We start from the raw sequence: 20,832 nt of genomic DNA on the forward strand, positions 1-20,832 counted from the left end.
CTAACATCTCACCTTTACACCTTGATTTAGACTCCAAACTGCCTGTCATCAATTAACTCAATCGACTTTGATAACAAAACAACCAGGCCTGGTTGTGAAATGCTTTGGAATTGTCGGCTTGGTTTGAATTTGCGCCTAGTCTTTTGCCAACTGATCGCGGAACACCTGCTCAAACATCGGCAGGAGATATTTATTGCCGTATTCGCTGAGGTGGTCATCGTCATAGTAAAGCGGGCGACCGTTGCGGGAGCCATAGCAATATTGATCGTCACACAAATACGGCAATGGATCGAGGATTTTTACCCCGCATTGTTCTACCGCTTGGTCTTGTGCTTCCCATACCAATTTATGGCGCTGGTCATATTCCTCAAGCGTGATTTTGATGTCGTCATTGCCGCGGCTAAACATCAAATTTCTAGCTAGTTGGTTTGGAACATGAACACCCAATTCGGGTACTGGTCTGACCAAATACACCTGATTAATTTTTTGAAGCTCACATGCAGTCTTTTTATACGCATCTTGAAACCTAGACCAGTAGATAGGGTTTTCTAATTCAGTAAAAGGCTTGTCAAAATATGCAATGGGCTCAGGCTATTGTTCGTTGTGCCATTTTGTATATACACTTGTTCGGCTTATTAACACTAAAGGAGGAACAGAGTTTTTGTTTGGGATAAGATCATCAAGCAACCAGTTATTGAACGAATAGCAACGACCTTCATCGTTAGTTCTTTTGATTCCACGTATAGTTGCACAACCACTTAGTCCATAAAAAAGTACAGAATTTTTGTAATTCGATGCTGACGTTTCTGCTGCTGTAATAGCTGAAGCAGCATGACTATCTCCCAACAAAATTGCGCCAACAGCACCTTCTCCATAAACACATCCCGGTGAACTATTGCCTGCTGCAGATTCAAAACACTCTTTGCGCCTTGGATCTTTATTATTTGCCGCCGCTGCGGCTAATTCAACCGCTGGTGGCAAGCGGTTTTCAAAGGTAAGCACTCTGACGCTTACCGCTGCTAAGCCGATTACCAGGCCTGCCAAGGCGATGGCGAAGATTTCTTTGCGGAGGCTGGATGCCGATAGATAAGATCGGGTTGGCACTTCGACTAGATGGTAAAATAAGTGCGCTAAAACCAAACTCAAAGCAATCGCGCCACTGACCCACAGCCAATCGTTTTGTAATCCCGCAAAATACAACGCCACCACCAACAGCCAGTGCCATAAATACAACGAATACGAACGGTCGCCAAGCCATTGCGCGAGCGGATTCACCGTTAATTTAGCTTGTGTTCCTTGGGTTTGATTGGCGAGAATAATCAATACCGTGCCCAGCACCGGCAAGAGCGCCCAACCGCTTGGCCACGCATAAGTGCTATCGAGCAATAACATCGCTATTGCCCATAATCCAAATCCACTCCATAACAGCGGTTTGCTGTATTTTTGTAAACTGAACATTTCGCGGCCAATTAAAAATGCTAAGCCACCGGCGGCGAGTTCCCAGCCGCGTGTCGGTAATAAATAAAACGCGGCCGTTGGTTTCCATTCACTTGCGACTATACTCAAAACCAGTGAAGCGACAAACACCAAACCCAACCCCCAAAACAGGGTTTTAAGCTGCGGTTTAATTTTCCATAGAATGATTAAAAAGATGGGGAACAACAAATAAAACTGGGCTTCCACCGCTAACGACCAAGTATGCAACAACCACTTTTCATGCGCGGCAGCATCAAAATAACCGGTTGAACGCCAGAAATGAATATTAGATAAAAACGACAGCGAATAAGCCGACTGTGCACCCAAAGTTTGATAATCCGGCGCGGGCAAGAAAAACCAACCTAAAACCAGTAACACCGCAATCACCAACATCAATGCCGGCAAAATGCGTCGCGCACGCGCCATATAAAACTTCCAAATCGAAAAGTTATTGCGCTCTAAGCCTTTAACAATAATCGCGGTCATTAAAAAACCGGAAATCACAAAGAAAATATCCACCCCAAGAAAACCGGCTTACAGGCCTGGTAGTTGGAAATGGAATAACAATACGGCAATCACAGCTTAGGCACGCAGGCCGTTAATGTCTTCGCGGTAGAGTACGGGAGAAGGTAGGTGGTTCATATTACTTAGGCATTAGAAATAAAACCCGAAGTTTAACAAAAATTAACTAGTTAGTTAATTTTAAGTTAACTACTAGTTAATTAACTTCAGTGTTTTAATTTAACTTTTTGTTACATGAATGAAGCCCAAATGTTTAGTCTACGCCTACAAGAAGCCATGCAGAATCATGGCTATGAATTACGCCCAATCGTAATTGAACGCGAGTTTAATCAACGCTATTGGGGTAAATCGATTTCCTTCCAAGCTGCACGTCGTTGGTTGCATGGTGAAGCAGTTCCTACACAAGACCGCCTACAAGTCCTCGCTGAATGGTTAAATGTCGATCCGCATTGGTTGCGGTTTGGGGAGAAATTATCCGGCTCGGTGCAACAACAGCGCAAACGCTGGGATGCGAATATGACCCCGCAAGAACGCCAGGTGGTGGAAACCTTTATGAGCCTGCCGGCGGAGAAACGCAAAATGGTCGGTGAAATCGTATTCGCCTTTGCTCAAGCTCAAACCAAATCTTGACCTATGGCAAAGATTGCCATAATCTAGAATCATCGAAATTAATCGGAGTAATATTATGGCGACTATGAATATTTCGTTACCGGATAAAATGAAAGACTGGGTTGAAGAGTCGGTGCAAACAGGGCTTTATGCCAATGCATCGGATTATGTTCGTGACCTAATTCGTCAGGATCATCAAAAAATGGCGGCGTTACGCCAAGCGTTAATCGAAGGTGAAAAGTCCGGTTTTGCATGTGAATTTGATATCGAGGCGTTTATCAACACTAAAAAACAAGCTGCGCAATGAAGATTGAACTATCACCCAAAGCGCAAGAAGATTTAAGTTATATTTGGGACTACACCTACCACCAATGGGGCACAATGCAAGCTGAAACCTACGTTCGCAACATTTGGCATGCTATTGAAAGTTTAAAATCCAGTTACAACTCTTCACAAAGTATCGATTTTGTTAGAGCGGGTTACCGCAAAATACAAACCGGTTCACATGTCATCTTTTTTAAACAAGCTTCAGACACTATCACCGTCATTCGTATTCTTCATCAGCAAATGGATATTTCCAGACACCTCTCCACCGATTTGTAGATTTCACCTGTTAAACCGCCCATCACCAGGCCTGGTGCTTGACAATTTTGCCCGGCTTGTTTAACCTGCATGATATCTCTCGGGGTGCGCGTTTGCGCTGAGATGGTCGAATGACCGAACCCGCTGAACTTGAACTGGTTAGAACCAGCGTAGGGAAGAGAATCATTTAATCGGCGTGTGTTTCAATTTTTGTAACCTTTTCTCGCCGTTTCTGAATGCCTCCGGTGCCTGCGTGTTGATAGACCAGGCCTGGTGATCACACATCAACTCGCCTTATTCAACACCTGTTAATACACCGACTTTTCACGCTGTTTTTCTACCTTTATTTTTTACCTTATGCTTTATATAAAGCGCAGCCTTGTGTGCTAGCGACGCCTCTTTTTGCGCAGCAAAAAGCCGAAGGAGCAAGTACACAAGGCGAAAGCGTCCTAAGACCTAGGGCTAATCGGAGAAAACATGACTCAAAACACAAAATATACCGCTGAACACAGTGAAATCACCCGTAACCCGTTTCCGGCGTCGAAAAAAATCTATATTGCGGGCGACATTCATCCGAACATCCGTGTGCCGATGCGCGAAATTGAACTCACCAACGGTCAAACCCTGACGGTTTACGACACCTCCGGCCCTTATACCGACCCGAACGCTGACATTGACTTAACCCAGGGCTTAACACCGATTCGCCAGGTCTGGATTGCGGCGCGCGGCGATGTTGAAGAATACGAAGGTCGTCAAACACTGGCGGTCGATAACGGCTACAAACGTGAAACCGATGTACCGGGGGCACTCTTAAAAGCCGAACAAGGGCTAAAACGCACCCCTCTTCGCGCCAAAACGGGCAAAAATGTGAGCCAAATGCACTATGCGCGCCAGGGCATCATTACGCCGGAAATGGAATTTATCGCGATTCGTGAAAACCAACGCCGCCAAGAAGTCATCGACGCCGAACGCGAAGCGCGTTTAAAAGGCGAAAGCTTTGGCGCGAACCTGCCGGAATTGATTACGCCAGAATTTGTGCGCGCTGAAGTCGCCGCCGGTCGTGCGGTGATTCCGTGCAATATCAACCATCCTGAATCCGAGCCGATGATTATCGGTCGTAATTTCCTGGTCAAAATTAATGCCAATATTGGTAACTCAGCGATTACCTCGTCAATTGCCGAAGAAGTCGAAAAAATGGTCTGGTCAACCCGCTGGGGCGGTGATACGGTGATGGATTTATCGACTGGCAAAAACATTCACGCCACCCGCGACTGGATTATCCGCAACTCGCCGGTGCCCATTGGCACCGTACCTTTGTATCAAGCCTTGGAAAAGGTCAACGGCATTGCAGAAGACCTCACCTGGGAGGTCTATCGCGATACCTTGATTGAACAAGCCGAACAAGGGGTGGATTATTTCACCATTCACGCCGGGGTACTATTACGTTATGTGCCAATGACCGCCAAACGTGTGACTGGGATTGTGTCGCGTGGCGGCTCGATTATGGCGAAATGGTGTTTAGCGCATCATAAAGAAAACTTCCTTTACACCCATTTCGAAGAAATTTGCGAGATTATGAAGGCTTATGATGTCAGCTTTTCGTTGGGTGACGGTTTGCGTCCGGGCTCGATTGCCGATGCCAATGACGAAGCGCAACTCTCCGAACTGCAGACTCTGGGCGAATTGACCCAAATCGCGTGGAAACACGATGTGCAAACCATTATCGAAGGTCCTGGCCATGTGCCGATGCACAAGATTAAAGAGAATATGGACTTGCAACTCAAGCTGTGTCACGAAGCGCCGTTTTACACCCTCGGTCCCTTGACCACAGATATTGCACCCGGTTACGACCATATCACCTCGGCGATTGGCGCGGCGATGATTGGTTGGTACGGCACCGCCATGCTCTGTTATGTCACACCGAAAGAACACCTAGGTTTACCGAATCGCGAAGACGTGAAAGAAGGTTTAATGGCCTACAAAATTGCCGCCCATGCCGCCGATGTCGCCAAGGGTCACCCGGGCGCGCGTTACCGCGACGATGCGATGAGTAAAGCCCGCTTTGAATTCCGCTGGATGGACCAGTTTAATATTGGCCTTGACCCAGAACGCGCGATGGCCTATCACGACGAAACCTTGCCGCGTGATTCGGCGAAAGTAGCGCATTTCTGCTCGATGTGTGGGCCGAAGTTCTGTTCGATGAAAATCAGCCAAGAAGTGCGTGATTACGCCGACCAAATGGGCGTCGATGAAAAAGCCGCGCTGGCAGCGGGCATGGCGGAACAGGCCAAAGCCTTTAAAGAACTCGGTAGTGAAATTTCGGTGCCGGTTGATAAAATTCAAAAGCTGGCTTAAGGGGCTTAAAGCAATGAAACGTTGGTCAGAAATGCATTCCATCGGGATTGCCGGAGCAGGCCTGGTGGGTCGGGTTTTGGCGTTGAATTTAATTCAGCGCGGCATCCAAGTTACGCTCTATGAAAAAGATAGCGCCATCACCCCACCTAATGCGGCTGGCTATACGGCGGCAGGTATGCTGTCACCCTATGCTGAACTGGAACTGATGGATGCCGAACTTTTTCAGCTTGGTGTGCGCTCGATTGAACTTTGGCCAGGCCTGGTGCAATGGATGGCCGAACAGGATTGCGCGGTCGATTTTCAACAACGCGGCAGTCTGATTTTAGCGCACCCTAATGATCGTGCCGACCTGCAACATTTTATGCGTCAACTGCAGCATAAACTACCGGCGGGCTATCGGGTTGAACAACTCAATAATGCACGTATTACTGAACTCGAACCGGAACTCGCCCATCACCACCAGGCCTGGTTATTACCCAACGAAGGTCAGGTGGATTCGATGCAATTTTTTACCCAAAGCGAACGGCTGCTGAAAAATCATCCGCTGGTTGAGTGGAGAGAAAACCAGCCTGTTGAGAAGGTCGAAAACCATCAAATTGACGGTCAAGCATTCGACTGGGTGTTTGACTGTCGTGGTTTAGGCGCGAAAGCGGCTATTCCGGATTTACGCGGTGTGCGTGGCGAGGTGTTTTGGCTGGATGCGCCCGAAGTTAAACTTTCGCGGCCAGTGCGCTTAATGCACCCGCGTTATCGCATTTATATCGTGCCGCGCGCTAATGGGCGTTATGTGATTGGCGCGAGTGAAATCGAAAGCGAAGACCGCAGTCCGATGTCGGTGCGCTCCAGCTTGGAGTTATTATCGGCGGCCTATAGCGTACATCCAGGTTTTGCCGAAGCGCGAATTGTCAATCAGTTGACTAATTGCCGCCCGGCGTTGGGCGATAATTTACCGCGTATCGAGCAACAAGACGGCGTGACACGCATTAACGGCTTATATCGCCACGGCTATTTGTTTTCGCCCGCGAGTGTTGAAAAAGCTTTGGCGCAGCTTGCTTGAACGCGCTTTCGCTCTTGTGTGCTAGTGACGCCTCTTTTTGCGCAGCAAAAAGCCGAAGGAGCAAGTACACAAGGCTACGCGCTACCTACTATCAAGCAACTAAAACAGGATTAAAAAATGATCGTCATCATTAATGGTGAACCAACTGACACAATTTCCACCAACCTAGCAGGCCTGGTGGCAAAGCTGAATATTGAGGGCGCATTTGCGTTGGCGCTTAATGAAAACTTTGTACCCAAAAGCCAATATGCCGATACACCCATAGCGGAAAACGACCGCATAGAGATCGTCGCCCCAATGCAAGGCGGTTAATTTCTAGTGGTGAGTGTTTCGTTTTGAATATTGAATCAAGCGGGCGGTATTGCAGGTGAAGCGAGTTGTGCCAAGCCAAAAGGCAAGCTTTAGTTTTACCCCGATTCTGCAACAGGAGCAAATCCTGCAATAGCCATACATAGTTAAGGTAGAAAATATATGAACAACCATACCCCTACGGGCATAAAAACCTGGTTAATCGATGATAAGGAAATTAACAGCCGTTTACTGATTGGCTCTGCGCTTTATCCGTCACCGGATATTATGCGTCAAGCGATTGAAGCCAGTGGCAGCCAAGTGGTCACGGTGTCGATTCGCCGCCAAAACCCAGGTGATCAAAGTGGGCAAGCCTTTTGGCAAATTATCCAATCGCTGGGTTGTCATATTCTGCCGAATACCGCCGGTTGTCGAAATGCCAAAGAAGCCATTACCACCGCGCAAATGGCGCGTGAAATCTTTGGTACAAATTGGATTAAACTCGAAGTGATCGGCGATGATTACACCTTACAACCCGATCCGTTTGATTTGGTCAAAGCGGCGCAAGCCTTAATTGAAGACGGCTTTGAAGTCTTCCCTTACGCCAGCGATGATCTTGTTTTATGTCAGCGTTTAGTCGATGTCGGTTGCCGCATCGTCATGCCCTGGGCATCCCCTATTGGTTCGGGCAAAGGCATAATGAATCCCTACAATATGGAATTAATTCGCCAACGACTGCCTGACACGACTCTGATTGTCGATGCCGGTATCGGTAAACCGTCGCACGCGGCGCAAGCCTTGGAAATGGGATTTGATGGCGTATTACTTAATTCCGCCGTCGCCCTCGCCAATGATCCAGTAAAAATGGCCAGCGCCTTTAAATACGCAATTGACGCCGGGCGGTTGGGCTATGAAGCCGGTGCTATGCCACAACGCAATTTCGCCAGTGCCTCCACTCCCACCCTCGGCACCCCGTTTTGGCATCAAGATTAATCGCGCCAGAATCCACAATTTCGGTTAGAATCAATATTATTTACCTAAAATTCGCGAAATTTTGTCTTAGTTAAGAGGCCTCTATGATCATTCAAATCGGCAATATTAAAGGCGGTTGCGGTAAAAGTACCGTCAGTGTGAATTTAGCCGCACTGCTTGCTAACCTAGGGAAAGATGTCATCATTATTGATGCCGACCGCCAGGCCACCTCATCGAACTGGGTGCTAGACCGTAATGAAACCGGTTTACCTCGCGTTAATCATGTGCAGGTATTTGACAATATCCGCGATACCGTTAAGGATCTCGGCAAACGCTATGAGTACGTGATTGTTGATTCAGCAGGTCAAGACGGGCGCGAATTACGCACCGGTTTAACAGCAGTCGATAGATTATTAGTTCCTTTTCGACCCTCACAGCCAGATTTAGATGTCTTACCGCAACTACAAGAGGTGATTCAGCTCTCCAAAGACTTCAATCCTAACCTACAGGTGAGCGCCATTCTAACTCTGGCACCGACCAATCCATCGATCCGTGAAATCGAGGAAGCTCAGGACTATATCAGTGATTATCGAGACATTAAGCTGTTAAGCAGTATAATAAGAGATCGTAAAGTCTACCGTGACGCCATGGGCCTGGGTAAAGGCGTGGTTGAAATGGACAATGACAAAGCTAAATTTGAAATTAATCAATTATGGGAGGAACTCCATGGTCACTAAACGTACCCCACGCACACGCCAAACATCAGCGCGTAATACCGCTACTGCTGCAAAACCCACCGAAGAGAAAACGGTAACCACAACAACCGTTGAAGAAACGGCTACCGCTCCAGAACCTAAAAGCAACGCTGCTGTAAAACCAGCCGCTAAAACCGCACCAAAAGCGGATGCAAAAACCGCACCAACTGCGGAACTCAAAAAAGAGGAAGAACCTCGCCGTATTTTCTCATCACGCCGTGTATGGCCTGATTAAATATTGATTCAACCCACTTATTATGGAGTTGCAGTATGGCTAAAATCACTCTAAAAGGTAACCCTATCAATACCGTAGGCGAACTTCCTTCACAAGGAAGCACTGTGGCTGATTTTTGTTTGGTAGCCGCTGATTTATCAGAAACCTGTTTCGCAAGCGGTAAAGCCTTACTCCTGAATGTTTTTCCAAGCATCGATACCGGTGTATGTGCCGAATCGGTGCGCCAGTTCAATGCCTTAGCCGCTCAAATCGGTGATGCCGAAGTCTGGTGTATTTCTGCCGATCTACCCTTTGCGCAACAACGGTTTTGTGGTGCCGAAGGTTTAGATAAGGTTAAAACCTTGTCGAGCTTTCGCAATGCCGATTTTGGCAACCACTATGGTCTAACTATTGTTGATGGCCCATTAGCAGGCCTACTGGCGCGTGCGGTGATTATTATTGATGCCAAGGGAAAAATTGCCTATACCGAGTTGGTGCCTGAAATTGCCCAAGAGCCAAATTATGATGCAGCCTTAGCGGCGCTAAAAGCACTCGCCTGAACCGAGCGATTTTAAAACCAGGACATAAACCAACCCCAGTTGATCGTATCACTGGGGTTTTTTATGAGCTAAGATTTCTGTATGGAAAAAGTATTTTGTCAAATAGGCTATTTTATCCATGACGAAACGAATGCCGCTAATGAGAAGGTTGTGGTGCGTATTGATACCCGTAGCGTCAACTCGAATCACGGCGAGCGCGATGATCACCTACGCAGTGATGATTTTTTGAATGTCGAGCAACATCCACAGGCTGAATTTGTGAGTACGAGTGTCACTAACCAACCCGATGGCACGAAACTTATTAAAGGTAACTTTACCCTTAATGGTGTCACTAAGCCGATTAAAATTGTCGCCAACAAAATTGGTGAAGGTACCGATCCATGGGGCGGCTATCGTGCCGGTTTTGAAGGTCGTGCCGAATTTAAAATGGCCGACTTTAATTTTAAGATGGATTTAGGGCCAACCTCCTCAACCGTGTATTTAGATTTACACGTTGAAGGGATTAAACGTGATTAATGGCCTAGGCCAAATCAATTATTAGGCCAATTAAAATAACTAAGCCGACCCAGTGATTTTGCTTGAATGCTTTAAAGCAAGCCTGCGGATCACGGTGTCGGCTTTGCCATAATTGCGAGCTAAACAAAGCCACCACCACCGCCAAACTTATCCAAAAAGCCATGCCTAGCTGAAGCCAATAGCCCAGCACGACCAGCAATAACACCATCAGACTTTGTAGCAATCCGATAATCACCAAATCATAGCGTCCAAATAGAATCGCTGTCGATTTAATGCCCACTTTTAAATCATCGTCACGATCGGTAATAGCGTAAAACGTGTCATAGATTAAGGTCCAAATCAAGGTAATGGCAAACACCAACCAGGCCTGGTAAGGCACACTGCCCAACACAGCCGCATAACCCATAGGCACCGCCCATGCAAATGCCGCACCTAAAAACATTTGTGGCCAATGGGTATAACGCTTGGTGAAAGGATAGAGAGTCGCCAAAACTAAAGCACCCAGCGACAAGAGAATGGTTAACGGATTTAATAACAAGACCAGTCCAAAACCTACCAAGCACAAGCCGGCAAATAGTAGCAGTGCGTCTCTAGGCGTAATCGCCCCTGTTGCCAATGGGCGTGAAGCGGTTCGCGCAACGTCACCGTCCCAATGACGATCAGCATAGTCATTAATTACGCAGCCGGCCGAGCGCATCACAATCGCACCCAAAATAAACACGACCAGCACCAGGCCTGGTGGCGTACCTTCCGCTGCAAGCCATAATGCCCATAATGCCGGCCAAAGCACCAGATAAATCCCAACGGGCTTGTCTAAACGCATTAACTGAATATAGGACCAGAACTTGGTTTGCATCAAAGGCTTACTCAAAAATATGCCCCCAACCCTGTTCGCGCAACCATTTTAGCCCAAGGGGATTCGCCTCGGCTTCAAAGGTGACTTCATTATAACGTTCACTATGATGCAAGGTAATTTTGGCCGCATCCTGCACCCAAACCGAACGCACTGTCCAGCCCATAAGATGGCTTTGACCACCATCAAATTCGACACGCTCCCAGCCCTGGCTAGGTAATAAACTGCTAAGTTGATCATAGTCTTGTTGCGTCATGCGAAAGCCTCCTTATTTCACCTGCTCGTTTTTTTGAAGCCTAGTCGGTTTTTGCCAGCCTGCTAGGGTCAGTTGTTTGGCACGGCTCAAGGTCAGCTGTCCAGCCGGTGCCGTCTTAGTGATGGTAGATCCGGCACCGATAGTCGCATCACTTTCAACTCTAACCGGAGCAATTAACTGAGTATCAGAACCCACAAACACCCGATCACCAATCAGGGTTTGATGTTTATTTACGCCATCGTAATTACAGGTAATCGTGCCAGCACCAATATTACACTGCTCGCCCATTACCGTATCACCAATATAGCTCAGGTGATTCACCTTCGAACCCTGTGCGATTTTTGCCTGCTTGGTTTCCACAAAATTACCAATCCGAACCTTGTCCGCTAACTCGGTACCCGGACGTAATCGCGCATAGGGTCCAATCGACACCTCACTACCAATCTGACAGCCGTCCAGATGACTAAACGGATGAATCACCGTATGATCCGCAATCACCACTTTTTTTAACACACAGTTTGCGCCAATCTTTACATGATTACCTAATTGAACCTGACCTTCAAAAATAACATTAGCATCAATCTCAACATCCTGGCCTACCAGTAATTCGCCACGGATATCAATACGAGATGGATCTAGCAAAGTGACACCCCGGTGCATCAGTGAATTCGCCAGGCTCTGCTGATACTGGCGCTCTAGAGCGGCAAGTTGTAATTTATCATTAACACCTAGCACTTCCATTTCGCTGGCTGGCTGAGTGGTTTGGACGGCAAAACCGTCGGCTACCGCCATCGCAATGATATCGGTTAAATAAAACTCGCCCTGAGCATTATTTGACTGCAACCTTGCTAGCCACTGTTTCAGTTGCTTGCCCTGAGTTGCCAAGATACCGGTATTTACCTCTGTAACTGTCAATTGTTGGGCTGTGGCATCTTTCTGTTCAACGATGGCCGTCACCTGATGATGTTGGTCACGCAAAATTCGACCATAACCGGTTGGGTTGGCTAAATTAAGCGTGAGCAGTGCGAGCGGATGCTGGTCGGTAACCAGGCTTAATAAATCGTCTAGGGTAGATTTCGCCGTCAAGGGTACATCACCATAAAGAACCAACACAGTATCATCATCCTTAATAAAAGGTGACACCTGTTGCACAGCGTGGCCTGTACCTAATTGTTGTGCTTGTAAAACAAAGTCAATATCCTGACCTGCCATAGCGTCTTCTACCAAGTGCGACTGATGACCTACAACCGTAAAAATATGAGCCGCGTTTAGTTGCTTCGCTCGATTAATTACATGCTGCAACAACGGTTGACCCGCCAACGGCTGTAAAACCTTAGGCAAGGATGAGCGCATGCGCGTACCCTTTCCAGCGGCAAGAATAACAACATTAAGAGACATGATTTACACTCCTGATACATTTATTAATCGTGTTGCAACTGTGATAAAACACTATTAATAAATATATATTCTAAAATTCTGACATAAAAAAAGCGCCCGAAGGCGCTTCTTTTCGTTTTTGCGAAACAGCCTTAAGCCATCCCAGTTTTTTGCAAACGTTCACGTAATTTAGTGATCGTTTGAATTTGAGCAACGGCTTCTGCAAGCTCAACCTGAGCACGCGCAACGTCAACTTCTGATTTTGCGTTTTCCATCGCATCCTCAGCACGCTGTTTGGCTTGAAGAGCTTGCGCTTCATCAAGGTCACGCGAACGAATACACGTATCAGCAAGAATAGTTACAACATGAGGCTGAACCTCAATGGTGCCACTATTAATGTAATAAGTGTCTTCCTCATCACCGCTTTTTACGCGGACTTCGCCAGGTTTTAGCTGACTCAAAAACTGGGTGTGGAAAGGTAGGATACCCACCTCTCCGTTGGCAGCCTGTGCGAAAAGCATATCAGCCTTTCCAGAGAAAATCTCACCTTCCGCACTAACGATATCTACTTGCATAGAGACTGCCATGACACATTACCCCTTATATTTCTGAGCTTTCTCAAGAACTTCATCAATGGTGCCACAGAACATAAATGCCTGCTCAGGCACATCATCCATTTCACCATTTAAGATCATTTTGAAGCCACGAATGGTTTCAGCTAGTGTGACATAACGACCGTCTTCACCGGTGAACACTTTCGCTACGAAGTAAGGCTGTGAGAAAAAACGCTGCATTTTACGTGCACGTGCAACTAGTGCGCGGTCTTCTTCTGAAAGCTCATCCATACCAAGAATGGCAATGATGTCTTTTAATTCCTTATAACGCTGAAGCGTTTGCTGTACACCGTTAGCAACATTGTAGTGCTCGTCACCAACAACCAATGGATCTAGCTGACGTGAAGTCGAGTCCAATGGATCAATCGCAGGGTAAATACCCGTTTCAGCGATTGAACGGTTAAGTACTACCGTTGCATCCAAGTGAGCAAAGGTTGTAGCTGGAGACGGGTCAGTTAAGTCGTCCGCAGGAACGTATACCGCTTGGATTGACGTAATAGAACCCGTTTTTGTAGAGGTAATACGCTCTTGAACCTGACCCATTTCTTCTGCCAATGTAGGCTGATAACCTACCGCAGAGGGCATACGACCTAACAATGCTGATACTTCAGTACCTGCCAGAGTGTAACGGTAGATGTTGTCTACGAAGAACAACACGTCACGACCCTCGTCACGGAAGAATTCAGCCATTGTTAGACCGGTTAAAGCAACACGTAAACGGTTACCTGGTGGCTCATTCATCTGACCGTAAACCAAGGCAACTTTATCCAGTACGCCACCTTCATTCATTTCGTGATAGAAGTCGTTACCTTCACGAGTACGCTCACCCACACCAGCAAATACTGAGTAACCTGAGTGTTCGATCGCGATGTTACGGATCAACTCCATCATGTTAACGGTTTTACCAACACCAGCACCACCGAATAGACCCACTTTACCGCCCTTAGCAAATGGGCAAATCAAGTCGATAACTTTAACACCTGTTTCTAAAAGTTCTTGCGATGCCGCAAGATCTTCAAACTTAGGTGCCTTACGGTGAATCGGTGCACGGTCTTCAGTTTCTACTGGACCTGCGTTGTCAATTGCATTACCCAATACGTCGAATATACGACCCAGTGTCGCTTTACCAACTGGGACTGTAATTGCAGAACCCGTATTGGTAACAATCATGCCGCGCTTCAAACCGTCTGATGAACCCATGGCAATTGCACGAACAACACCATCGCCGATTTGCTGCTGAACTTCAAGAGTTAAACCCTTGTCGCCAACAATAAGCGCATCATGAACTTTTGGTAATGCAGCACCACTAAATTCGACGTCGATGACCGGGCCGATAATTTGTACTATTTTTCCACTCATGATAATTAAACCTTTTTTTCCTAATACGAACTTAAACCGCAGAAGCGCCCGATACAATTTCAGAAAGTTCTTGCGTAATAGCCGCTTGACGCGCCTTATTATATGCAAGCTGCAATTCTTTAATCATTTTGCCAGCGTTATCAGATGCACTCTTCATGGCAACCATGCGCGCAGACTGCTCACAAGCAACATTTTCTACGACAGCACCGTAAACCGTACTTTCAATATAACGGACCATTAAGGTATCTAATGCTTCTTTAGCATCGGGCTCATAAAGATAATCCCAATACGCAGGCTCAGAATCATCACTTGCAACGGCTTGAAGAGGAATAAGCTGCTGGATGGTTGGGACCTGCGTCATCGCTGATTCAAATTGATTTGATGCCACATAAACAGCATCAATTTCACCATTTTCAAAGCGATCAAGCATAACCTTAACCGTTCCAACAAGATCATTAATATGCGGCGTATCACCCAGATCCACCTTGCTAGCAACAACGTTACCACCATAATGACGGAAAAAGGTTTGCGCTTTTTTACCAATAATGGCTAATTCAATAGCCACATTATCCTGTTGCCAAGCCTGAATTTTCTTTAACGTTCTACGGAATAGGTTGGTATTTAAACCACCACATAGACCACGATCAGATGAAACAACCATCAAACCAATACGCTTAATTGGGCGATCAAGGGTATAAGGATGCTTATACTCATGATGCGCCTTTGAAACGTGCTCGATTACGCGTTTCACCTTTTCTACATAGGGACGAGTCGCCGTCATGCGAGCTTGCGCTTTACGCATTTTAGACGCCGCCACCATTTCCATGGCTTTGGTGATTTTTTGGGTATTCTTTACCGACGCAATTTGCGTCCGTATTTCTTTACTACCGCCTGCCATGGTCAAACCCCCTTAGTAAACGCCGGTTGTTTTGAAAGACTCAATTGCGGCTTTAACACCAGCAATAATTTCGTCATTCCAATCACCCTTAGCGTTGATTTTTGCTACAAGGTCAGCACAATCAGAGTTAATGTAGGCATGAAGAGCGGCTTCAAATGAACCGATTTTCTCTACATCAACATCATCTAAGAAGCCTTCGTTAGCAGCATAAAGAGAAGTTGCCATTTCAGCAATAGATAACGGTGAATACTGCTTTTGCTTCATCAGCTCAGTTACGCGCTTACCGCGTTCTAGCTGTGCTTTAGTTGCCGCATCAAGATCAGATGCAAACTGAGCAAATGCCGCCAATTCACGGTACTGTGCCAAATCAAGACGAATACCACCACCTAGCTTCTTAATCGCTTTAGTCTGTGCCGCACCACCAACACGTGATACAGATAAACCTGCGTTAATAGCTGGGCGAATACCTTTAGCAAATAAACCTGTTTCAAGGAAGATCTGACCATCAGTAATTGAGATAACGTTCGTCGGAACAAATGCCGATACGTCACCCGCCTGAGTCTCAATAATTGGTAGCGCCGTTAATGAACCGGTTTTACCTTTAACTTCGCCATTCGTGAACTTTTCAACATACTCTTCGCTTACACGAGCAGCACGCTCAAGTAGACGTGAATGTAGATAGAATACATCACCTGGGAAGGCTTCACGACCTGGTGGGCGACGTAATAACAATGAAATTTGACGGTAAGCTTGCGCTTGCTTGGTCAAATCATCATAAATTATTAACGCATCTTCACCACGATCACGGAAATATTCACCCATCGCACAACCCGCATAAGCAGCAAGGAACACTAATGACGCAGGGTCAGAAGCATTTGCAGCAACAACAACAGTGTTTTCCATTGCGCCATACTGCTCAAGCTTACGAACAATGTTGTTTACTGTTGAAGCCTTCTGGCCCATTGCAACGTAAACACACTTAATACCAGTGTCTTTTTGGCTGATTACCGCGTCAATAGCGATAGCTGTCTTACCTGTTTGGCGGTCACCGATTATCAACTCACGCTGACCACGACCAACTGGAATCATCGAGTCAATAGACTTGATGCCCGTCATCATTGGCTGATCAACAGATTTACGATCGATTACACCAGGAGCAATACGCTCGATAGGTGAAGATAATTTCGTGTTAATTGGACCTTTGCCATCGATTGGACGACCTAAACCGTCAACAACGCGACCTAGCATTTCTGGACCAACTGGTACTTCAAGGATACGACCTGTACAGGTCACCTTGTCACCTTCAGAGATATGTTCATACTCACCTAGGATTACAACACCAACTGAGTCACGCTCAAGGTTAAGTGCCATACCAAAGGTTTGTTCATCAAACTGAACCATCTCACCATACATTACATCTGACACGCCATGAATAAGCGCAATACCGTCAGCAATACTGACGACTGTGCCTTCACTGCCAGACTCTGCAGTCACTTTAAAGCCTGCGATGCGGTCTTTAATTAAGTCACTGATTTCAGAGGGATTCAATTGCATGTGTCTTCCTCTCAATTAATGGGCGATTGCTGCGCCAAGTTTCTGGATCTGTGTGACTGCGGTGTTTTCTACCACCCAGTCACCCACTTTAATTCGTACGCCGGCAATTAATGCACTGTCAGTGGTATATTCCACATCAACATCAACGCCAAATTTAGAATTTAGAGCAGCACTTAATTTACTTTTTTGTTCGTCGTTTAATTCCATTGCAGACGCAATGGACGCTTTGATACGCTTTTCTTCTGCTGCTTTTAACTCTTCAAAAAGCTTAGAAACAAATGAAAGTGCACTTAAGCGCCCCTGCTCAGCTAGCGCGATAAGAAAGTTCTTAACCGCATCTGTTACACTCGCCGCACCCAATAGACTCAAAAACATATCCAGTTTTTGCTCTTTAGAGTGTGAAGGATTGGCTAAAAATTTAGTCATATCTTCATTTTCGGAGATTGCAGCTAAATCTGCCAATACGTCAGACCAGCTTTGCAATGCATTTTGCTCTTTAGCATAACTAAAGGCGGCTTCTGCATAGGGACGAGCGATGGTGATTAATTCTGCCATATCAAATTTCCCTTAGATTTGCTTTACTAAGGCGTCAAGCATCTCATTGTGAGCTTTTGCATCGACTTCCTTGTGCAAGATTTTCTCTGCACCTGTAACTACTAAGGCCGCAACTTCTTTACGGAGTTGCTCTCTGGCACGGCTAATTTCTTGCTCGATATCGGCTTGGGCGGCCGCTTTAATGCGTTCGGCTTCTTCTGCTGCCTTCACCTTAGCGTCTTCGACGATTTCGGTGCTGCGCTTTTCAGCTTGACTTAACACATTTTGAGCTTGTAACTTAGCATCTTTTAACACGTCTTTAGCGCGTTTTTCAGCTAGTTCAAGTTCATGCTTGCCTTTTTCTGCCGCTGAAAGACCGTCTGCAATACGCTTTTGACGATCTTCTAGTAGCTTAGACATTGGCCCCCACAGCACCTTATTCACAAACCAAATCAATAACACGAAGGAAATGATTTGAATGATTACGGTTGCATTAATATTCACAGTGGTTACCTCGTCATTCGTTGATAATAATTACAATTAAGCTCGGTACATTAAGCGCCGATTGCTGCTTGCATTGCACCAACGAATGGGTTAGCGAATAAGAACCACATCGCGAATGCTAGGATGATGAATGGGAATGACTCCATCAAACCAGCGAAAATAAACATGTTCGTCATTAATGCTGGACGCATTTCTGGTTGACGTGCAATGCCTTCTAGGGTTTTAGAACAAATAAGACCCCAACCGATTGCTGAACCCAGACCTGCTGCTGCCAAAATAACCCCAACACCAATTGCAGTGGCGGCGTAAATGTCGGCAATCATCATTGCTGTTACTTCCATTGACTTTCTCCTAAGTTTTTTACAGTTAAAGTTAAAAAAGCTTTTTACCAGTTGGTAGGTGCGCTTAAACCTTGAGGAGTCATAGACCCCGACTTCTTTACCTATCGCCCTTAGTGCGCTTCGTCGTGCGCCATAGAGAGATAAACAATCGTTAGTACCATGAAGATAAATGCTTGCAAGGTAATAATTAAAATATGGAAAATCGCCCAACCTAAATCAAGGATAGCTTGTAACGGCGCCCAAAATAGCGCGGCTGCGCCAACTGCCATAGTGCCACCGATCAAGGCGATCAACATAAATACGAGCTCACCCGCGAAGATGTTACCGAACAAACGCAGAGCCAATGATATTGGCTTAGCAATTTCTTCAATGAAAGTCATAACGATATTGACAGGAATCAAGAACTTGCCGAATGGGTGGAATAAAAACACTTTCATGTAACCAAAAAAACCTTTGAACTTCACATTGTAGTAAATAACAAGTGCGAACACTACAAGTGCAAGAGCTAGCGTAGTATTTAGGTCAGTTGTAGGTACAATTTTCAGATAGGCGTCAGGATTGTTAGTAACAATCTGGAACAGATAAGGGAACAAATCAATTGGAATTAAATCCATAAAGTTCATTAACCAGACCCATAAGAAAATGGTCAGTGCTAAAGGAACAATTAGCGGATTTCGATAAGGAAATGACTCTCTAACCGTTTTATCAACAAAATCAAGAATAGATTCGATAAAATTTTGTAGTCCACCAGGTACGCCTGTTTCAAGACGACGACCCACATAAGCCGCAACCCCGATAATTAGCATGCCCAGCATGGCACTTACGATAATCGTATCTAAATGGAAGGTCCAAAATCCACTTCCGACATAGTTGTTTTGCAAGTGGTGTTGTATATACTCAACACTGCTCGGTTTTTCAGCACTCAAGAGTCTTCTCCTTAGTCAGTCAAACGACGCTTACCCGCAAGATTGAAAATTTGCCCTATTGTCATCGCAATAAATGTAATGACAACGGGTAAAGCCTCAAACTTGAAGAGCGCCAGCCCAATAATAAACAACGCAGCTAACAGTACAAACCGGATAACTGCACTCATATATAAAACTAACATACCGATTTTGGGATCTGTCTCTGAGCGTTTATTGGCAATTCTAAAAGTCGTTGTTAACATTAATACATTTGCTAACCCAATCAACATGCCATAAATCGCTGAACCCGCTTGATCCCAAAAAGCGAAAATCAATACGACAACAACCCCAATACCCAATTGAATTAACAGGCTTTTTTGTGATCCATTAGCCATTATTAACATCTTTGGTGGATTGTTTATCCATTCTGCTGACCATGTGCTGCACTTTTTGTGCCCCACCGATCATCCCAAGCACACCACAAATGAGCATAAAAATCGGTGTTGTGCTTAGCAGGTAATCAATAAAGTAGCCAACAATAAAACCAGAAATAATCATTGCAGTAAACATTTGGCCCGAGCCAATCATCAAAAAATTGAAACCCTGCTTGGTCTTTTCTTTGTTTACCTGTGCTCTATTAGATACCGCGTTTTGCTCTTGATCATTCATGCACTTTATTTTCACTGGTTATTGGCAAAGCCTGCACATATTAAACCTTTCAGGCTCTAATTGCTAGTATTTCATCACTGTAAAGTGGCGCTATTTTGCTGGCTTTTCAATATTATGCGTTTTATTTCACGGTGACTACTACTTGTAGTAGAAACGAGCGTTTTTAACAGGGGGAAAATTTTATTTTATTCGGGAAAGTAACTGCTGCAACTCCTCTAGGTCACTATAATTAACTTCGATCTTGCCTCGTCCTGTCGCATGGTGTTTAATTTTAACCTTGGCACCCAGCTGCTCAGCAAGCTGTTGCTCCAAAGCACGGATATTAGGATCTTTGTCAGCAGCTGGATTGGCGGTTGTTAATGAATCTGATGTTTGCGATTGTTGCAGTTGAATAGCTTGCTCGATCTGCCGTACCGACCATGCTTCATCAATCGCTTGCTGGGCTAATTGAATCTGCACAGAGTCCTCAGCTGTCAACAAGGCACGCACATGTCCCATACTTAACAAGCCATCTTGCAACCAGTCCTGCAACAACTCGGGAAGTTTCAATAAACGCAGCAAATTTGTTACGGCACTGCGTGAGCGCCCGATGGCTTCGGCCACCTCTTGATGCGTCAGCTCAAACTCAGTTAAAAGCCGTGCCAAGGCCTTTGCCTCCTCTAGTGGATTTAAATCTTTGCGCTGAATGTTTTCAATCAACGCCATTGCAAGAGCTTGCTGGTCTTCCAGCTCACGAATAACTGCCGGAACCTGAGTTAAGCCGGCCATTTGAGCCGCACGCCAACGACGCTCTCCGGCAATCAGCTCATATTGCTGTTCACCAATCATTCGCACAATCACCGGTTGTACGAGGCCTTGCGCTTTAATAGAGTCTGCCAGTTCTTGCAATGCATCTTCGGCAAAGTCTTGGCGCGGTTGGTAGCGCCCTGCTGCAATACTCGTCACATCGAGTAGCGCCATATCCCAATCTTTTGTTTTCTTAGGTCCGAGTGGCTTAGTCGCCATCAACACATCTAAGCCTTTACCTAATCCAGAATGTCGCTTCGCCGCCATACATCTGTT

Annotated in this window: 25 protein-coding genes, 1 pseudogene and 1 riboswitch; of the genes and pseudogenes, 11 read left to right on the forward strand and 15 right to left on the reverse strand. The window is 45.9% G+C overall.

Features of this window, described 5'->3' with window-relative positions:
* Positions 1 to 135: 135 nt before the first annotated feature.
* Positions 136 to 1,962: pseudogene (locus THICY_RS08070) on the reverse strand (acyltransferase family protein).
* Positions 1,963 to 2,247: 285 nt separating this feature from the next.
* On the opposite strand from THICY_RS08070, the gene THICY_RS08075 reads away from it, so the two are divergent.
* The 11 genes from THICY_RS08075 (at position 2,248) to THICY_RS08125 (ending at position 9,906) form a co-directional block, all read left to right on the forward strand.
* The gene (locus THICY_RS08075; RefSeq protein WP_245534956.1) at positions 2,248 to 2,628 is read left to right on the forward strand and encodes a transcriptional regulator; all 381 of its coding nucleotides are present in this window, start codon (positions 2,248 to 2,250) and stop codon (positions 2,626 to 2,628) included.
* A gap of 55 nt (positions 2,629 to 2,683) precedes the next feature.
* A complete protein-coding gene (locus THICY_RS08080; protein WP_013836121.1) occupies positions 2,684 to 2,914 on the forward strand; it encodes a type II toxin-antitoxin system ParD family antitoxin in 231 nt (76 codons plus the stop codon).
* Positions 2,911 to 3,210 (forward strand): type II toxin-antitoxin system RelE/ParE family toxin, encoded by a 300-nt coding sequence (locus tag THICY_RS08085; protein WP_013836122.1) that lies wholly within the window; start codon positions 2,911 to 2,913, stop codon positions 3,208 to 3,210. The genes THICY_RS08080 and THICY_RS08085 overlap by 4 nt, the downstream gene beginning before the upstream one ends.
* A gap of 70 nt (positions 3,211 to 3,280) precedes the next feature.
* Positions 3,281 to 3,383: riboswitch (TPP riboswitch) on the forward strand.
* Positions 3,384 to 3,666: 283 nt separating this feature from the next.
* Positions 3,667 to 5,544 (forward strand): phosphomethylpyrimidine synthase ThiC, encoded by a 1,878-nt coding sequence (gene thiC, locus THICY_RS08090; RefSeq protein ID WP_013836123.1) that lies wholly within the window; start codon positions 3,667 to 3,669, stop codon positions 5,542 to 5,544.
* Positions 5,545 to 5,557: 13 nt separating this feature from the next.
* The gene (locus tag THICY_RS08095) at positions 5,558 to 6,601 is read left to right on the forward strand and encodes an FAD-dependent oxidoreductase (RefSeq protein ID WP_013836124.1); all 1,044 of its coding nucleotides are present in this window, start codon (positions 5,558 to 5,560) and stop codon (positions 6,599 to 6,601) included.
* Positions 6,602 to 6,718: 117 nt separating this feature from the next.
* The gene (gene thiS, locus THICY_RS08100; RefSeq protein WP_013836125.1) at positions 6,719 to 6,913 is read left to right on the forward strand and encodes a sulfur carrier protein ThiS; all 195 of its coding nucleotides are present in this window, start codon (positions 6,719 to 6,721) and stop codon (positions 6,911 to 6,913) included.
* 159 nt (positions 6,914 to 7,072) lie between these two features.
* Complete coding sequence (locus THICY_RS08105; protein WP_013836126.1) at positions 7,073 to 7,882, forward strand: thiazole synthase; 810 nt, start codon at positions 7,073 to 7,075, stop codon at positions 7,880 to 7,882.
* Between the two features lie 83 nt (positions 7,883 to 7,965).
* Complete coding sequence (locus THICY_RS08110; protein ID WP_013836127.1) at positions 7,966 to 8,598, forward strand: AAA family ATPase; 633 nt, start codon at positions 7,966 to 7,968, stop codon at positions 8,596 to 8,598.
* Positions 8,588 to 8,851, forward strand: coding sequence for a hypothetical protein (locus tag THICY_RS08115; protein WP_013836128.1), 264 nt, complete (start codon positions 8,588 to 8,590; stop codon positions 8,849 to 8,851). Before THICY_RS08110 ends, THICY_RS08115 begins: the two co-directional genes overlap by 11 nt.
* Positions 8,852 to 8,886: 35 nt before the next feature.
* Positions 8,887 to 9,390, forward strand: a complete 504-nt coding sequence (gene tpx / locus THICY_RS08120) for a thiol peroxidase (RefSeq protein ID WP_013836129.1) — start codon at positions 8,887 to 8,889, stop codon at positions 9,388 to 9,390.
* A gap of 81 nt (positions 9,391 to 9,471) precedes the next feature.
* On the forward strand, positions 9,472 to 9,906 hold the full coding sequence (locus tag THICY_RS08125) for a YceI family protein (protein WP_013836130.1): 435 nt from the start codon (positions 9,472 to 9,474) through the stop codon (positions 9,904 to 9,906).
* A 4-nt stretch (positions 9,907 to 9,910) separates the two neighbouring features.
* On the opposite strand, the gene ubiA is transcribed toward THICY_RS08125, so the two are convergent.
* From ubiA to THICY_RS08195, 14 genes are all read right to left on the reverse strand, one after another.
* Complete coding sequence (gene ubiA, locus THICY_RS08130) at positions 9,911 to 10,762, reverse strand: 4-hydroxybenzoate octaprenyltransferase (RefSeq protein WP_013836131.1); 852 nt, start codon at positions 10,760 to 10,762, stop codon at positions 9,911 to 9,913.
* Between the two features lie 7 nt (positions 10,763 to 10,769).
* Entirely contained in the window at positions 10,770 to 11,015 is a 246-nt protein-coding gene (locus THICY_RS08135; RefSeq protein ID WP_013836132.1) for a hypothetical protein, read from the reverse strand.
* A gap of 12 nt (positions 11,016 to 11,027) precedes the next feature.
* Positions 11,028 to 12,413, reverse strand: coding sequence for a bifunctional UDP-N-acetylglucosamine diphosphorylase/glucosamine-1-phosphate N-acetyltransferase GlmU (glmU, locus tag THICY_RS08140; protein ID WP_013836133.1), 1,386 nt, complete (start codon positions 12,411 to 12,413; stop codon positions 11,028 to 11,030).
* A 131-nt stretch (positions 12,414 to 12,544) separates the two neighbouring features.
* Entirely contained in the window at positions 12,545 to 12,979 is a 435-nt protein-coding gene (locus tag THICY_RS08145) for a F0F1 ATP synthase subunit epsilon (RefSeq protein ID WP_013836134.1), read from the reverse strand.
* Between the two features lie 6 nt (positions 12,980 to 12,985).
* Positions 12,986 to 14,368: a F0F1 ATP synthase subunit beta gene (atpD, locus tag THICY_RS08150; protein ID WP_173358421.1), complete on the reverse strand. Its 1,383-nt coding sequence runs from the start codon at positions 14,366 to 14,368 to the stop codon at positions 12,986 to 12,988.
* Between the two features lie 28 nt (positions 14,369 to 14,396).
* On the reverse strand, positions 14,397 to 15,263 hold the full coding sequence (atpG, locus tag THICY_RS08155; RefSeq protein ID WP_013836136.1) for a F0F1 ATP synthase subunit gamma: 867 nt from the start codon (positions 15,261 to 15,263) through the stop codon (positions 14,397 to 14,399).
* A gap of 12 nt (positions 15,264 to 15,275) precedes the next feature.
* Positions 15,276 to 16,817, reverse strand: coding sequence for a F0F1 ATP synthase subunit alpha (atpA, locus tag THICY_RS08160; RefSeq protein ID WP_013836137.1), 1,542 nt, complete (start codon positions 16,815 to 16,817; stop codon positions 15,276 to 15,278).
* Between the two features lie 15 nt (positions 16,818 to 16,832).
* Positions 16,833 to 17,372, reverse strand: a complete 540-nt coding sequence (locus tag THICY_RS08165; RefSeq protein ID WP_013836138.1) for a F0F1 ATP synthase subunit delta — start codon at positions 17,370 to 17,372, stop codon at positions 16,833 to 16,835.
* Positions 17,373 to 17,384: 12 nt separating this feature from the next.
* A complete protein-coding gene (locus THICY_RS08170; RefSeq protein WP_013836139.1) occupies positions 17,385 to 17,855 on the reverse strand; it encodes a F0F1 ATP synthase subunit B in 471 nt (156 codons plus the stop codon).
* Between the two features lie 50 nt (positions 17,856 to 17,905).
* Complete coding sequence (gene atpE / locus THICY_RS08175) at positions 17,906 to 18,196, reverse strand: F0F1 ATP synthase subunit C (protein ID WP_006460105.1); 291 nt, start codon at positions 18,194 to 18,196, stop codon at positions 17,906 to 17,908.
* Positions 18,197 to 18,306: 110 nt separating this feature from the next.
* The gene (gene atpB, locus THICY_RS08180; RefSeq protein ID WP_013836140.1) at positions 18,307 to 19,122 is read right to left on the reverse strand and encodes a F0F1 ATP synthase subunit A; all 816 of its coding nucleotides are present in this window, start codon (positions 19,120 to 19,122) and stop codon (positions 18,307 to 18,309) included.
* 11 nt (positions 19,123 to 19,133) lie between these two features.
* Positions 19,134 to 19,505 carry an ATP synthase subunit I gene (locus THICY_RS08185; protein WP_245534957.1) on the reverse strand — a complete coding sequence of 124 codons (372 nt, stop codon included), beginning with the start codon at positions 19,503 to 19,505 and terminating at the stop codon, positions 19,134 to 19,136.
* A complete protein-coding gene (locus tag THICY_RS08190) occupies positions 19,489 to 19,770 on the reverse strand; it encodes an AtpZ/AtpI family protein (protein WP_013836142.1) in 282 nt (93 codons plus the stop codon). The genes THICY_RS08185 and THICY_RS08190 overlap by 17 nt, the downstream gene beginning before the upstream one ends.
* A 180-nt stretch (positions 19,771 to 19,950) precedes the next feature.
* On the reverse strand, positions 19,951 to 20,823 hold the full coding sequence (locus THICY_RS08195; protein WP_013836143.1) for a ParB/RepB/Spo0J family partition protein: 873 nt from the start codon (positions 20,821 to 20,823) through the stop codon (positions 19,951 to 19,953).
* Positions 20,824 to 20,832: the final 9 nt, after the last annotated feature.

Source organism: Thiomicrospira cyclica ALM1, assembly GCF_000214825.1.
Classification (GTDB): domain Bacteria; phylum Pseudomonadota; class Gammaproteobacteria; order Thiomicrospirales; family Thiomicrospiraceae; genus Thiomicrospira; species Thiomicrospira cyclica.

Coding starts and splice junctions, on each gene's coding strand:
- tpx (WP_013836129.1), top strand. CDS start 8,887: ATGGCTAAAATCACTCTAAAAGGTAACCCTATCAATACCGTAGGCGAA.
- THICY_RS08115 (WP_013836128.1), top strand. CDS start 8,588: ATGGTCACTAAACGTACCCCACGCACACGCCAAACATCAGCGCGTAAT.
- thiS (WP_013836125.1), top strand. CDS start 6,719: ATGATCGTCATCATTAATGGTGAACCAACTGACACAATTTCCACCAAC.
- atpA (WP_013836137.1), bottom strand. CDS start 16,817: ATGCAATTGAATCCCTCTGAAATCAGTGACTTAATTAAAGACCGCATC.
- ubiA (WP_013836131.1), bottom strand. CDS start 10,762: ATGCAAACCAAGTTCTGGTCCTATATTCAGTTAATGCGTTTAGACAAG.
- THICY_RS08145 (WP_013836134.1), bottom strand. CDS start 12,979: ATGGCAGTCTCTATGCAAGTAGATATCGTTAGTGCGGAAGGTGAGATT.
- THICY_RS08095 (WP_013836124.1), top strand. CDS start 5,558: ATGAAACGTTGGTCAGAAATGCATTCCATCGGGATTGCCGGAGCAGGC.
- THICY_RS08080 (WP_013836121.1), top strand. CDS start 2,684: ATGGCGACTATGAATATTTCGTTACCGGATAAAATGAAAGACTGGGTT.
- THICY_RS08125 (WP_013836130.1), top strand. CDS start 9,472: ATGGAAAAAGTATTTTGTCAAATAGGCTATTTTATCCATGACGAAACG.
- atpE (WP_006460105.1), bottom strand. CDS start 18,196: ATGGAAGTAACAGCAATGATGATTGCCGACATTTACGCCGCCACTGCA.
- THICY_RS08075 (WP_245534956.1), top strand. CDS start 2,248: ATGTTTAGTCTACGCCTACAAGAAGCCATGCAGAATCATGGCTATGAA.
- THICY_RS08165 (WP_013836138.1), bottom strand. CDS start 17,372: ATGGCAGAATTAATCACCATCGCTCGTCCCTATGCAGAAGCCGCCTTT.
- THICY_RS08190 (WP_013836142.1), bottom strand. CDS start 19,770: ATGAATGATCAAGAGCAAAACGCGGTATCTAATAGAGCACAGGTAAAC.
- THICY_RS08110 (WP_013836127.1), top strand. CDS start 7,966: ATGATCATTCAAATCGGCAATATTAAAGGCGGTTGCGGTAAAAGTACC.
- THICY_RS08185 (WP_245534957.1), bottom strand. CDS start 19,505: ATGTTAATAATGGCTAATGGATCACAAAAAAGCCTGTTAATTCAATTG.
- glmU (WP_013836133.1), bottom strand. CDS start 12,413: ATGTCTCTTAATGTTGTTATTCTTGCCGCTGGAAAGGGTACGCGCATG.
- THICY_RS08135 (WP_013836132.1), bottom strand. CDS start 11,015: ATGACGCAACAAGACTATGATCAACTTAGCAGTTTATTACCTAGCCAG.
- THICY_RS08105 (WP_013836126.1), top strand. CDS start 7,073: ATGAACAACCATACCCCTACGGGCATAAAAACCTGGTTAATCGATGAT.
- thiC (WP_013836123.1), top strand. CDS start 3,667: ATGACTCAAAACACAAAATATACCGCTGAACACAGTGAAATCACCCGT.
- atpG (WP_013836136.1), bottom strand. CDS start 15,263: ATGGCAGGCGGTAGTAAAGAAATACGGACGCAAATTGCGTCGGTAAAG.
- THICY_RS08085 (WP_013836122.1), top strand. CDS start 2,911: ATGAAGATTGAACTATCACCCAAAGCGCAAGAAGATTTAAGTTATATT.
- THICY_RS08195 (WP_013836143.1), bottom strand. CDS start 20,823: ATGGCGGCGAAGCGACATTCTGGATTAGGTAAAGGCTTAGATGTGTTG.